Raw genomic sequence first — 14846 nt, 5'->3', positions numbered from 1 at the left:
CACTTACTAAACACACACCTTTCCTATTAACCATCATCCTTCTGGTTATTCACAATAACCGGCCTTTTCGAAAACCTAACTTTTTATTAATAATGAGTATTACAATAAAAATATAATATCTACAAATATATTTATAACAAAAAGTTAAATTGTTAATAACTTGCTAAACTGCAAGTAAAAAGCAATTAAAAGTTTTATAATTTCACTGTCCATATTAACCTGACGGAATACCAGAGATTGAATTAATTTTTTTTACTATGCAAAAAACAAAACTTTGCTTAGCATTGCCCTGTGCAATGCTATTTGGAGGTGTTTTGCAAGCGCAAGACATCCTCTGGGAGAAATCTTATGGCGGGAAACATTCTGACTACCTGTTCGACGCCCAGCCTACCCCCGACTACGGCTTCATCCTCGCGGGAAGCTCACTTTCAAAAAAAACGGGAAACAAGACTGATGATGGTAACGGCGACCTCGACTACTTCCTCTGGAAGATGGACGAAAAAGGCGAGTTGGATTGGCAGAAATCTTTCGGCGGTTCAGGAGCAGACCTGCTTCAGTCCGTAAGGCTCACACGCGACGGCGGTTTCATTCTTGCGGGTACCTCCGACTCGCCAAAGGGAGACTACAAAAAAGACGAAGGCTTTGGAAAGGAAGACTTCTGGATTATCAAGCTCAACGCCAGGGGAGGCGAACAGTGGCAACGCACCATAGGCGGCTCCGGGCAGGAACTGCTGCAGAGCGTTGTGCCAACTTCAGACGGCGGCTACCTAATTGCGGGGACTTCCAGCTCTGCCAAAAGCGCAAAACTCACCGCAGGCCAGCCTGACCCGTTCGGAAAATCGGAAGCGGGATTTGGGAATCTTGATTATTGGGCAGTAAAGCTCGATTCGGAAGGAAAAATTGAGTGGCAAAAGACCTATGGCGGCATTTATGCCGACCAGCTCCGAAGCGCAGTGCAGATGCGCGATGGAGGTTATTTATTAGGCGGTTCATCTAACTCGCCGGAATCCGGAAACAAGTCCGAGAAGTGCTACGGCATGTCAGATTATTGGGTCATTAAACTTGACCAAAAAGGAGAACTGAAATGGCAGAAAGCCTATGGTGGCGATGGTGATGACCAGCTACAGGCTCTACTGCAAACAAAGGACAACAATTTTCTTTTGGCAGGAAGTTCTTCTTCCGCAACTACAGGCAACAAAAATGCATCCAACGGAAAGGGAACCGACTTCTGGTTACTGAAAATAGACCCGTCTGGTGAAATTCTATGGCAGAAGACCTACGACATCGGGCAGACCGACCTGCTCACCTCCATAGAAGAAAACAGGGACGGCTCGCTGCTTCTGGGCGGACACGCACAGAGCGAGAAGCACGTAACCAATAAAAAAGACCGGGAAGGAATCAACGATTATATTGCCATCAAAATAGATGAAAAAGGCGAGGAACAGTGGACGCAGACCGTTGGCAGCAATGGTGAGGACATTCTACGAAAAGTAATAGAAACCCGTGACGGCGGCTATATACTTGCCGGTACTTCAATGGGCGCACCTTCGCGCGACCGTTATTCGGGACAGGGCCGCAACGATTTCTGGGTCGTAAAGCTAAAGGACAAGCGCAAGAAGGAAGAAAAGAAAAACCCGATTGAAGCCTATCCAAACCCTACCCTGCACTATACCAACGTTCTTGTGGGCTACGAATTCCAAAAGGGAACGGCTACCGTTTATGACCTATCGGGAAGGCAGTTACAGCATTTTGAAATTACCGACCGTACCGTTCCCGTTGACCTTGGGGGAATGCCTGAAGGAATCTACATCATTGAGATACGTACCAATATACAGAACGACTCCGTAAAAGTTGTGAAGGCAAGCAACAAACAATAAAGATTTCATTATGAGAAAATTATTAACAATCATATTTCTAGCCACAAATTTGCTAGTGGATGCACAAGTACAGCCAATGACCACGGAATATGGTCAAGGCTCAATCGCAAACACAGCCGCTAGCGTTTTCAGATTCGATAACGTTCCTGTTAATCTTTCTACTGGCGTGCCTGATATTAGCATACCCTTGCTATCCTTACCTACTCGTAGTAAGGATATTGGTGTAAATATGGAAATATCCTATCATCCAACAAGTATAGCTGCAGACGGTGCAGTGCATGACGACATCAGACAGCCTGGCTGGTCAATTAACAGGGGTGGCAGCATCGTAAGGACTATTGAAAATGCCTGGTACAGTTACGTAAGTGAAGAGACTGCCACCGAGACTAGATATTACAGTGACCGCTACCAGTTCAATTTTATGGGACATTCAGGAATCTTCTATCTTATTACGGATGCCAACAACAATCTCGTCCCTTCCCTTTATTCGGGAAAGGGAGAAACACTTAAGGTAACACTTGATTACGAACCTTCGACTTTCAGGGTAAATTCCTTTACTATTTATGATTCTAATAATTATAAATATGTCTTCGATGTGGTTGACAGAACTCTCGGATATATTAACCCAGGCTCCATTACCAAAAACGTACCAAAGAGTTTCAACCTTTCGGCCGTCTATGACAGCAATGGTAAGAAACTGCTCACCTTTGCCTACAATGAATTGAGTACCTTGGAACGGCAAACCGTAGCAATGCGCGAATACTCAACCATTAACAAGCTGACCTCCATCCAATCCGAAGGTTTAGGAAAAATAAACTTTTCCCATACTTTTGGAGCTAGCTCGGCAAATTCTGTGTCGGCAACCCTGGACGAAATTACGTTAACAGACCTCAACTCGAATATTCTAAAACGAATCGACCTCAGACAATGGGACAAGCTGACCTTTCGCGATGCGGCACAAACAAAAGGAGATGAGTACCATTTCAGCTACAGCGACGGAACCTACGGGGATTACAGTACAGACTATGGTATTTTTGGAATCGACCCCTACGGATACCCGACATTTATCCGTTCAGAACAGCACGAGGACCTTCAAGTACTCGTAGACTACGCGGTGAATCCAAAGTTCTGCACCAAGGGAGTGCTTGAGAAAATCCTGCTCCCTACGGGAGGAACCGTCTTGTATGAATACGAATCAAACACTTACTCGTACTTCAAAGGAAGCTCAATTTCTGAAAATTCCGTTCCAGGTGGGGGCCACGTTGAAGACCCTGAAAGCTATTATACCTACTACGGGGGAGAAACTACCTATCCGTACAACCATATTGTGGAAGAACTTTACAACGGCAGGATATCGAACCATTCCTTCTTCACTATCAGCGGCGCTCCAAAGGAGGTGTGCATCTTCATACGTGAGGACCCATATTTCAGCGAACTGAGCAATACTTGGGTAACTCCTTCAATCACAATAGCAGGACAACAACTGCCTCAAACAGAAAAACAGTTTCCCTTTTACAGGACGTACAATCCCGAAAACTTCGGCTACGGTAGAAGCTATACCCTTAATCCTGGAACCTACACCATTCAGCTTGGCCATATTTCTCAAAGCAATATTCCAATGACTGCAACCAGAGTTATACATTCTATACGAAGGAACCCAGACCTGAAAAAATGGAAATACGGCGGGGGGATACGTATCAAGAGGATTGCCCACTTTGATGCCGACGTACCTGCCGATTATTTTAGGAAGAAAGATTATTACGGATATCCTGAATATACGCCAGTAAAGGAAACGCGGTATGATTACAATCTGTTTGATGAACCGAATCGTAGCAGTGGCAACCTGGTTTCCAGTGACAGGCACAACTTTAGGGAATCATACGGGCATCTTGAGTTCGTAAGTTACCGAAACGTAACGGTAACCGATAGCGGAAACAACGGGAAATCGCAATATACCTTTACCACATCGGCCGATTACCCTGGAATGGACCTCGATTACGATGGCCATATCAGCCTATCTCAGGATTTCAGGAGAGGCCTGCTCAAAAACAGGAAAGACTATGACAGAAACAACGTCCTTGTCAAGAACACAGACTATACCTACCGTTTTTATGACGGTACACGTTGGCAGAATTATTACATGGACAGGACTGTCGTTGACCGTACTGCCAAGGTAAGGACCGAAAGTGAGACCGTAACCGTATATTCCACAGGTTCCGCCCCTATTACCCAGACAACGCAATACAAGTACCACCGCGATGCCAACCGTAGCCTTGAATCGGAAGAGACTACCAACTCCGCAGGAGAGGCAATCAAGAGCGTCTACTATTACAATACGATGGGCCTACCTCTGAACGAGTACAAATTTGCACTGCTCGAAAAGAGTGAGGATTACTACAACGGCAGCCTTGTGGCCACAAAATGGACAAAGCACTCAAACAACTGGTCGGGAAATACTGCATGGCTCCCATCCGAGCTTTCTTATTCAAAAGCAGGCGAGCAGGAAATTGTAGAAATGAGGTACAATCTCTATGACGAATATGGCAACCTGCTGCAGAGCGAACAGCCTAACGGAAAAAAGACGAGCTATATCTGGGGCTATAATAAAACGGTCTTGGTAGCACAGATAGAGAATATGCCCTATACAGCTATAACTGCTAGTCTAATCACCGATATACAAACGGCTACAGACAGCGGAAATGAAACTACAGTATTGCAGAAACTCGATCTGCTACGAAATAGTACGATACTTGCCAATGCGATGCCTACCACCTATACCTACAAACCACTTATTGGCATCTCAACCGTGACTGACCCAAAAGGCGACAGGATTTCGTACGAATATGATTCCTTCGGAAGAACCAAGGCGATAAGGGACAGAAACGGGAAGCTGATTTCAGAAACCAGCTATAAACTGACAAACCAAAACTAGGCCAAAATGAAAAAAATAGCAATAATCATAATACTCCTGCTGTCTACCATAGGACAGGCACAGGAACAGAGCCATATAAAGACCATCATTTACAAGACGGAAACTGCTACCTCAGTAGCGGACCCTTCCGTTTCGCAGGCTATCCAGAATTTCTCCTACTTTGACAAGTTAGGAAGACCCATACAGCACCGGGCATACATGCAATCAAACACCGGTAAGGATATAGTGACCCATATCGAATACGACGCTTCGGGACGCCAGTCAAAAGGATTCTTGCCCTATGTAAGTACTTCGGCCACGAAACAGTATGATGCCAATGCAGCTACCGAAAGCCTTTCCTTTTATGCTTCGCCAACAATGGCAAGAACTGGAAATCCTGATTTTGAAGCTACAGGAAACCCATATTCTGAAAAGCAATTTGAGACCTCCCCTTTTGGAAGAGTAGCGAAACAGGCTTCACCCGGAAGCAAATGGATTCTTCCCTCAACTCCTGCCGATAGCGATCATACGGTAAGGATGGAATACCTCACAAATAGCACGGCTGATCAAATAAAGGTATACAAAGCTGTTGCAGGAACCCCTAGCGGAGGATATTATCCTGCCACTCTGACACAAGACGGCTTCTACACCGAAGGCACGCTTTACAAGTACCTGATGAAAGACGAGAACTGGACTTCCGGAAATGACAATACGGTACAAGAATACAAGAATAAGAAAGGACAGGTAATCCTGAAACGCAAGTACGGCACATCAACTGTAAACGGGATACATACGGAAAGCTGGCATGACACCTATTATGTTTATGACCAATTCGGAAATCTAACCTTCGTATTGCCCCCAATGTCAGACGGCAGCGGTTCAACAGCCGATTTGGAGGGGCTCTGCTACCAATATCGCTATGACGGCCGTAACAGGCTAGTTGAGAAGAAAGAACCTGGTAAGACATGGGAGTTTATCATCTATGACAACTTAGATAGGCCGATTGCCACCGGACCTGCCTTTTCCCCATTTAGCAACAGTGTCGAGCCCAATAATATAGGTTGGCTGTTTTCCAAATATGATGTGTATGGTCGAGTAGCCTACACCGGATGGATGCAGGCCCGCGTCACTTCAGGTAACAGGAACACTCTACAGATGGCGCGCGATACCCAAATCGCAAACCTCAATGAGAATAAAACGGCTACAGACAGCAACGTAAATGGCGTGACATTCCGCTACTCCAACCAGACATGGCCGACTGGTCCGGCATGCCATATCCTTTCTGTCAATTACTACGATGATTACGATTTCCCTGGAGCACCAACCAGCTTCCCTAACATTGAAGGTCAGCCCGTATTCTACAACCTGTCGGTCAAGCCAAAGGGGCTTCCAACCGGTTCGTGGATAAGGGTGATTGAAACTACCACTGCAACCGCGGGCGAACTAGCTTATATATTGTACGATTATAAAGCAAGGGCTATCCGCACATGGTCGTCCAACTACCTGGGAGGATACACCCAACAAGATGCCAAATTCGACTTTTCGGGCAAAACATTGTACACCGTTCTGGAGCATAAGCGGACTGCTTCAAGCAGTGCCATAAGCATAAGGGAAGACTTTACCTATAGCGACCAGGACCGCCTACTCACCCATACACATAAAATTGGCAGCAGGGCAACTGAATTATTAACCATGAACAGCTATGACGAACTGGGTCAGCTTATTTCAAAAAGGACTGGCGGAACCGACCTGACGGGAGGTTCTCCGTTGCAGAAAATTGACTATTCCTATACCGTAAGAGGCTGGCTCAAGGAAATCAACAAAGTCGCTTCCCTGACACAACCGGGCGAGCCTGCGGACCTTTTTGCCTTCAAAATCGTGTATGATAACCCACAGGCAACTCAGGCACAGTTCAACGGTAACATATCAGAAACCTATTGGAGAACGGCAAACGACAACATCCTGCGCAGGCATGCCTATCAGTTCGACAGTATGGGCCGCCTTACGTCTACTTCCTATCATAAACCAGAAAGCGTATCGGCACCAAATTCCTATAAGGAAAGCCAGGAGTATGACAAAAACGGCAATATCAGGAAACTGGAACGTTATGGCGAATTTGATGATGTGGTTACGGCAATGATGATTGATGACCTGGAATATGCTTACGAACCCAATTCAAACCGTATTTCCAAGGTAACAGATTATACCGGAAAGCCCGCAGGCTTCATGGATGACGGCGATGGGTTCAATGACAATGCAGATGATTACAGCTATGACATCAACGGTAATATAAAATCCGACCAGAACAAACTTATAGAGAAAATTATCTACAATCATCTCAACCAGCCCCTAAAGATTTATTTCAATTGGGGGGCTGCAACGGGAGCTACCATCGAATATACGTATAATGCTTTAGGGGAAAAGCTCAAAAAGACGGTTACAGAAGTTCCCCGTCCAGTCAAGGTGATAGAATATCTTGACGGTTTTGATTACGTAAATGGCATATTGGAAGCCATAGCCACTACTGAAGGATATGTAAAATACTCCGCTGCCGGTGGTTCAAGGCCTGCCACGTTCAACTATGTGTACAATTACACAGACCACCTGGGCAACATCAGGCTAAGCTATACTATGAACCCGGCTACACAGCAGGTAGCCATCATGGAGGAAAATAACTACTACTCTTTAGGCCTATCACACAAGAACTATAACATGACCAAAAGGATGTATGACAGGGAAATTGGTGGCCTGATAGAATTTTGCCCAGCCTGTCCCATCCCTTACGTATACAATTACAAATTCAACGGGCAGGAGTTTCAGGAAGAATTTAATCTAAACCTTTTCGATATGCCTTCAAGGGACTACGACCCTGCCATAGGACGCTGGACTGGAATTGACCCTGTGGTGCACTATGAAAGGTCGCCCTACAACGGTCATGACAATAATCCTGCCTACTGGTCTGACCCTAGCGGAGCAGACGTTTACAATTATGGTTGGGGCTTTGAAGCCAACGGTGATGAAGCGAAAGATATCTACAAATTCATTAACGCATTGCTTAGTGGAAATTCTGCCCAATTAAAGATAAAAAAAGCCAAGATACATGACTTTACGATCTCCATAAACCTTCCTGAAGTAGAAGTTTACGGAAACAGTGCCGGTCTTTCATGGGGCACATTCGGTGCGCAATACATCATGCAGGACTGGGTGTACAGAAAAAGCGGCTTATATGAATATCATTTCAAGGAACTGCGTGAAAAACGATGGGATGACTTTCAAACCAGTATGGACCTTATAGGTGTCTTAGACCCTACAGGTATTGTCGACGGGCTTAATGCCATTGGTTACTTAGCACGAGGACAAAACACTAATGCAATGATTGCAGCAGTGGGAATAGTTCCTTATATTGGTGACCTCGGAAAACTCACCAAATATACCAAGTCTTCCCTTAAGATGGGACAGGAAATGCACAAGGCTTATAAGGTTGCGGAAGAAGCTGCGGGTCTTGGAATCAAAGAGTTTAGAGAAATTCCAGGAATCCGACCTGATTTTGTTGACATGGTAAACAGAACCATTTACGAGCTCAAACCTTTTAATCCAAGGGCCATGAAAGCAGGTGAAAAACAATTAGCCAAATACAAGGCCGCCTTTGAAGCAGCGTATCCTGGCACAATATGGAAAACAGTATTAGATACATATTAATTTATAATAATGGAAAAGAAAGATCTTGAGAGAATTCTTAGCGAAATCTTGAAACCAGCTGATTTTAAAAAAAAGGGCAGCTATTGGACTTTAAATAATAATGAAATTACTAAAATAATTGATTTGCAAAAGTCTCAATATAGCAATAGATTCTACATCAATTATGGATATATTATTAATGCTATTCCATTAGGAAATCTTAAAAGACATATTTATAATAGACTCGGAGCATCAAATAAAAGCACTAATGAGGAAATTATAAATATGCTAGACTTGGAATATCAAATAATTGATAGTGAGCGAGAAATTAGATTAAAAGATTTATTGTATGAAAATTTAATGCTTAATATCATAAGTATTAATAATGAGTCGGATATTTTGGAAGAATTAAAAAGGAGACCACATTTAAATGATATTACATTGTCGGTGAAAAAACATTTCAATTTACCGATAGATTAGGTTTCATTACAGAAGCCATTTAAAAGTGGCTTCTGTAATATTCAAAAATCCAAAACTGAAGCCTTTTAATGCTCGTGCAATGAAAGCAGACGAAAAGCAATTATCAAAATATATGGCTACGTTCGAGGCAGAATATCCCGGCACAATATGGAAAACAGTATTAGATACATATTAAAATGGAAAAAAACTGAATTATTAAACCTATTAAACAATATATTCCTTCCATTGGGTTTTAAAAGGAAAGGAAATAGTTGGGTTTTGAACGGTAATGAGATTAATAAGATTATTAATCTTCAGAAGTCACAATATGGAAATGTTTACTATTTACATTATAATTATGTAATAAATAGTCTACCTCTTAATAATAGAAAAGTTCATATCGATAATCAGTTAGGGTCAATCGACAAAGAAGAGCAAGCTATGATACAAGGTTTGCTTGATCTCGAAAGTGATATTGATACAGCAGATCGACTCATCAAATTATTTGAAGTAATTAATAAAAAGATAGTACCTGAATTAAATCAATACAGACGGAAAATGATTTGTTACAAGTCCTTAAAAGACGTGAGTTCATACATACAATACCTCCACACGTATTGAAACATTTTAATCTGAGTACAGATTGGTAACTATTTTTATTCAAGTTAAACACAGAAGTTCAAAATCTTGACTTCTGTGTTTTCTACACTCTTAATACCTATTTTAAACGATTTTAATTTATGAAATACTACCAAGTTGATTTAGATGTTGATGTTACCGGCGTAAAGAATGGACTATATCAGATAGATATTGGCTTGCCACTATTGGAAAAAGATAGCAGATATGACGAATTACTTAAATTCTTTAAGAGCAGTAATACAGATTTTTGGCAGCAACAAAATGAAATAAAAAACATTATGTCACCTGCAATAAATGCAAAATTGCTAAAGAACGCAAATGTTACTGACGTCATGGGATACACACAGAATATTTCCTTTCTTAATTTAGTGTACAGCAGGAAATTTATAGACATTATAAAATCATTTAATATTGGCAACTATAATACATTTGAAGTTGATATTGAAAATGTAGAAGAAAAATATTTCATGCTGTTTTTTGAAACTATTTTATCAAGAGATATAAATTTCGAACATTCTTCAATTTATACTGGACACAAAGCACTTAATAACGTAGAATATTTTAATTTTTTTAGTTATGATGAATATTGGGAGTTTAAACAACAAAATCCTCTTGCTAAATTCGAAAAAATATGTATTTCAAAAAAACATGCAGAGTTGAATATTATTTCAATACAACCAACATCATTATTATTTTATTCCGAAAAGCTTATCGATTTTTTGTTTGATTGTAAAATTACTGGATTAGAAGTGAATTATAACAATTCAATCCAGTTGGAATTTGTATAATTTAATGTAAGGCATTCCTAATAGGGATGCTTTATTTCTTTACCTATGAAATATTATGAAGTTAATAGGTCTTTTGAACCTAAAGTCATCGGGGTAAAACATGGTGTATACCAGTTGGAAATAGATGAAAAAGCAATCGGCCATAGTCCTTCTTATGAAGAATTTAAATCATTTTTCTCAAGTAAAAACAGTGATTTTTGGAAATCCCAGGATAAACTGTATACCTTAAATCCACCAACAATTTATGGGAAAATGCTAAAAAATGCTAAAATAACTGATGTCATGGGTTATGCACCTAGTTTTCGTTTTTTAGATAATGTTTACAGTCAAAAATTTATAGATATTATAAAAACTTTTGATATCGGAGTCCATCAAACATTTGATTTTAAAATGAATGATGTCCCGTCAAAGTATTTTTTGTTATTTATTGAGACAATTTCGAATGAAAAAATTGATTTTGAAAAATCATCTGTTATTACAGGTCATAAGGCTTTAAATAATGTTAAGCATCATAGTATATCTGATAGTAAAGAATATGTTCAATTCTTAAATTCCAACCCTTTAGCCACATTTGAAAAAATAGCTATTGACAAAGAACATTTTGGAAAAGATATTATATCTGTTCAAGCTATTTCCAACAATTTTTATTCTGAAAAGCTAGTTGATTTCTTGTTAGATTGCGGGATTACGGGCTTACAGGTTGGTTATAACAATTCTGTTCAGTTAGAATTTGTATAATTTAATTCAAGGCATTCCTAATGGGATGCCTTATTTCTTTACCTATGAAATATTATGAAATAATTTTGTCTTGTGAGCCGAGAGTTATTGGAGTGAAAAATGGTATATATCAAATAAATATTAATGAAAACCATATGGAAACCGATAATGGTAACTACTTAGCTTTCAAAAATTTCTTCAATTATAACAATAAGGATTTTTGGAAAAATCAAGATGAAATAAAATTGTTGAACCCTCCTCTTATTAAAGGAAATTTGCTAAAGAATGCCAAAGTAACGGATATTATGGGGTATGCGCCAGAATATACTTTTCTTACTTATGTTTTTAGTGAAAAATATTTTGAAATAATAAAAGGCTTTAAAACAATTGATTTTAAAGAATTTGAATTTGAAATCATTAATTTGAACACGAAATTTTACCTTGTTTATTTCAAGAAAGTAACTTTACAGGAGATTAATTTTAATAAATCGATAATTTTTACTGGTCGTAAGGTTTTGAAAAATGAAAAATATCATTCAATTGAAAATTTTGATGAATATTCTCAGTTTATCAAAACAAATCCAATTAATAGTTTTGAAAAAATAGCCATCCCAAAAAAGTATTATGGCAAAGATATAATCCCAATACAAGCCGCCGGAGGCGATTTCTATTCTGAACGATTAATAGACTTTCTGTTTGACTGTAAAATCACTGGATTAGAAGTGAATTATAACAATTCAATCCAGTTGGAATTTGTATAATTTAATGTAAGGCATCCCTATTCGGAATGCCTTATTTTTCTCTAAAGAATACTACCAAAATTTTATTAACCAAAAGGGAACTGCATCCTTAGCAGAAATAATTATGAACAAAATGATTTATAGTTTTATATTTTTATTTTCAATTGCGGCTTTTTCGCAAGATTACAAATTCGCTTTTTCAAGTCGTTTTCCTGTAACAGTTGACAGCAAAGGAGATTACATCAGAGGTACTGAGGAAAAGGCTGAAGGACTATTTTTCTTTGGTTTGACTACGGTAGACTTTGAACTCAAAGGAACTCCAGCAGAAAAATTTACTATTTACAAAACAGGTTATGATGACAAACACACTGACCTGTATGATCTGGCTACTATTTATTCATTTCAAAATGCTAATGGCAATTTCGAAATCATATTGTACCAGTTTCTTGACCGAAAAATACAGGTTTTCTGTTCTTATGGAGGCAAAAAATATCTTTATATTATTGATAAAGCTATTGCCGAAGATGGTACTGTATATGCAGTGAAGACAAAATAACAGTAAGCCATACTATGAGTAAAAAAGCCAATCATAATGATTGGCTTCTTATTTTCCGTAATTTCCTTATTCTTTTACAATTTCAATCCTCCTGCTGATTTCATTTCCGGCTTCATCTGTTACCGTAATGTAATATTTTCCGGTTTTTGCTTCTACAGACATCTCATGAAAAGTTTGTGTTGTACCTAAAAACTTATCATTCAGATACCAGAATAGTTTTGCCTTTTGGTCGGAATGGGCCACTTTTATGATAAAGGGCTGGATTTCTCCGTTAAAATTTTTGGTAAGATAGACTTTGCCATTCTCTTTTGGGTAAATAAAATCCATTGAATAAGAAGAAGCTCCGAGACAATCTGGCCTAAACGGAGGCAGTGGAACATAATTGATGTGCTTGGTCTTATAATACAATTCCATAACCGGAGGCAATACAAACCAGGGTTTTGCTACCATCCGGTCTACTTCTTCACAATTGCTGTTTACCTGATATTCTCCCGAAGCATCGAGATGTATCAGTTTATGATAAGGACAAACCGTGGTCTGTTTGCTTTTTAGCGGAATCCACTGTTTGATTTTAGGGCAATATTCGCCTGCAATATGGCCGCTCAACTGGCAAACTTCGGCTTCTTCCAAATCATCATACGGAGTCGTAAACCATTTTTTTCTGGGCAAAAGATTGAACACATCAAACAAAACAGGCGCCGCACTTCCTACTCCGGTCAAAGAAGGACGTCCTTCACCGGAAGCATTTCCAACCCACACTCCTACTACATATCTTGAATTTGTCCCGATGGCCCATCCGTCGCGGTTGCCAAAACTGGTTCCTGTTTTCCAGGCCACTTCCAGTGATGAGTCATAGAATTTCCAGGCTTCATCACCTTCCGGACGGTTGACTTCTTTCATGGCGTTATACGTCAGCCAGATAGACGCCGCCCCTAAGTTTTTCTTATCATAAGATTCCTTTCCGAAATCCAATTTTGCTCCGTGCAACCAGTTCAGTTCCTTGAATTCATCCGTACGGTATTTTGCCGAATGCGTCGTAAAGTAATTTAAAGTAGATGTAAGTCCGGCATAGGTTTTCGTCAAATCCCAAAGATTGCTTTCTGCTCCACCAAGAATGAGTGAAAGTCCGTAATGGTTTGGATGCTTGTTGATGTCCCGCAACTTTAACTGCTGTAATTGGTCGTAAAAACGATAAACGCCATGGTCTTTAAGCATCAGTACTGAAGGAATATTCAACGAACGCGACAGGGCTCGATGTGCCGGAACAGCTCCGTCATAAGTCAAATCGAAGTTTTTAGGGCTATAACCCGCAATTTGTGTTGGAATATCCGGAACCAGAGTATTAGGAAGTATTTCTCCTGCATCAAGCATCGAAGCATAGAGCAAGGGTTTTAATATACTACCTGTACTTCTTGGAGCCGTAATAATGTCAACATCTTTTTGATGGTCTTTGTCTGTTGGAGAATTACCTACATAACTCAGGATATTTCTTGTTTCGACATCTACAACAATGATGGCCAGGTTATAAATTTCCGACTGTCTGTATTGATTATAATATTGCGTGGCGATTTGGTTCACGCGATTTTGAAGTGCAAATTTGACCGTTGTCTTTACTCTTGTGCCTTCTTGTCTTCTGGCAACATTTTGAAGCAAATGCGGCGCTATTTGGGGCAAGTCATAAGGCTTTTGAGGCAACTCTTCCAATACGGAAAGCTCATAGGTAGTTTTATCGATTATTTTTTCCTGATATAATTTTTTTAGCAAACCATTACGCTTATTCAGAAGTTTTTGTTGGTTTTTACCCGGATAAATCAGACTGGGCGCGTTGGGAAGTACCGCCAATGTTGCCGTTTCGGCCCAGGATAATTGATGCGGCTGTACTCCAAAATAACGCCAGGAAGCCATTTCCAGACCTACAACATTTCCTCCATAGGGAGCGTGGGCGGCATACAATTCTAATATTTTTTCTTTGGAATAGCGAAATTCCAAACGGGTTGCCAATACCAACTCGACCAGCTTTTCGAAATAGTTTCTTTTCTTTTCACCTCTTGAAAGTCGGATAACCTGTTGTGTCAACGTACTTCCGCCACGAACTACCCTACCCGCATCGTGATTTTGTTTTGCGGCTTTGACCATCGCAATCGGGTTGAATCCGGGATGTTGGTAAAAATGTTCATCTTCAAAATAGACGATACATTTTTTGAATTTTTCAGGTATGGAATCCTGTGCCGGAAACCGCCATTGTCCGTCACGGGCAATTTTAGCACCTAAAAGCTCGCCTTCTTCACTTTCAATTACGGTAGAATAAGGCTGCTCAAAAAGTGTTCTCGGCAGGCAAAAATAGTAGACAATAAAAAGCAACCCGAAGAAAACAGATTTCTTCGGATTGCGTTTTATCCTATCCAATATGCGTTTAAAAAACGCTTTTATCTTACTTTTCAATTCCTACTCCAATTAGGCTTCTTCACAGAAGACTTTCCT

The 14846-nt window shown here is 40.2% G+C and carries 11 protein-coding genes; 10 read left to right on the top strand and 1 reads right to left on the bottom strand.

Going from position 1 to position 14846, the window contains the following annotated elements:
• Positions 1 to 491 precede the first annotated feature (491 nt).
• The 10 genes from B0G92_RS04290 to B0G92_RS04250 all read left to right on the top strand — a co-directional run bounded on the left by B0G92_RS04290 (position 492) and on the right by B0G92_RS04250 (position 12365).
• On the top strand, positions 492 to 1877 hold the full coding sequence (locus B0G92_RS04290) for a T9SS type A sorting domain-containing protein (protein ID WP_245867696.1): 1386 nt from the start codon (positions 492 to 494) through the stop codon (positions 1875 to 1877).
• A gap of 10 nt (positions 1878 to 1887) precedes the next feature.
• Positions 1888 to 4809 carry an RHS repeat domain-containing protein gene (locus tag B0G92_RS04285; protein ID WP_121366400.1) on the top strand — a complete coding sequence of 974 codons (2922 nt, stop codon included), beginning with the start codon at positions 1888 to 1890 and terminating at the stop codon, positions 4807 to 4809.
• Positions 4810 to 4815: 6 nt separating this feature from the next.
• Complete coding sequence (locus tag B0G92_RS04280) at positions 4816 to 8487, top strand: DUF6443 domain-containing protein (protein WP_101471209.1); 3672 nt, start codon at positions 4816 to 4818, stop codon at positions 8485 to 8487.
• Positions 8488 to 8496: 9 nt separating this feature from the next.
• The gene (locus B0G92_RS04275) at positions 8497 to 8946 is read left to right on the top strand and encodes a DUF4304 domain-containing protein (protein ID WP_101471208.1); all 450 of its coding nucleotides are present in this window, start codon (positions 8497 to 8499) and stop codon (positions 8944 to 8946) included.
• Positions 8947 to 8971: 25 nt separating this feature from the next.
• Positions 8972 to 9121 (top strand): hypothetical protein, encoded by a 150-nt coding sequence (locus B0G92_RS16855; RefSeq protein WP_121366401.1) that lies wholly within the window; start codon positions 8972 to 8974, stop codon positions 9119 to 9121.
• Positions 9094 to 9546, top strand: a complete 453-nt coding sequence (locus B0G92_RS16850; protein ID WP_101471207.1) for a DUF4304 domain-containing protein — start codon at positions 9094 to 9096, stop codon at positions 9544 to 9546. The genes B0G92_RS16855 and B0G92_RS16850 overlap by 28 nt, the downstream gene beginning before the upstream one ends.
• A 119-nt stretch (positions 9547 to 9665) precedes the next feature.
• Positions 9666 to 10352 (top strand): hypothetical protein, encoded by a 687-nt coding sequence (locus B0G92_RS04265; RefSeq protein WP_101471206.1) that lies wholly within the window; start codon positions 9666 to 9668, stop codon positions 10350 to 10352.
• Positions 10353 to 10397: 45 nt separating this feature from the next.
• Positions 10398 to 11090 carry a S1 domain-containing protein gene (locus tag B0G92_RS04260; protein ID WP_101471205.1) on the top strand — a complete coding sequence of 231 codons (693 nt, stop codon included), beginning with the start codon at positions 10398 to 10400 and terminating at the stop codon, positions 11088 to 11090.
• Between the two features lie 44 nt (positions 11091 to 11134).
• Positions 11135 to 11830, top strand: coding sequence for a hypothetical protein (locus B0G92_RS04255; protein WP_143394993.1), 696 nt, complete (start codon positions 11135 to 11137; stop codon positions 11828 to 11830).
• Positions 11831 to 11933: 103 nt separating this feature from the next.
• A complete protein-coding gene (locus tag B0G92_RS04250; protein ID WP_101471203.1) occupies positions 11934 to 12365 on the top strand; it encodes a hypothetical protein in 432 nt (143 codons plus the stop codon).
• 66 nt (positions 12366 to 12431) lie between these two features.
• Here B0G92_RS04250 and pbpC read toward each other — a convergent pair whose 3' ends face one another.
• Entirely contained in the window at positions 12432 to 14807 is a 2376-nt protein-coding gene (gene pbpC, locus B0G92_RS04245; RefSeq protein WP_101471202.1) for a penicillin-binding protein 1C, read from the bottom strand.
• Between the last annotated feature and the right edge of the window lie 39 nt (positions 14808 to 14846).

The sequence above is a fragment of the Flavobacterium lindanitolerans genome (assembly GCF_002846575.1).
GTDB lineage: Bacteria > Bacteroidota > Bacteroidia > Flavobacteriales > Flavobacteriaceae > Flavobacterium > Flavobacterium lindanitolerans.
The sequence above is the reverse complement of the archived record's forward strand: the minus strand, read 5'-3'. Positions and strand labels throughout refer to the sequence as shown.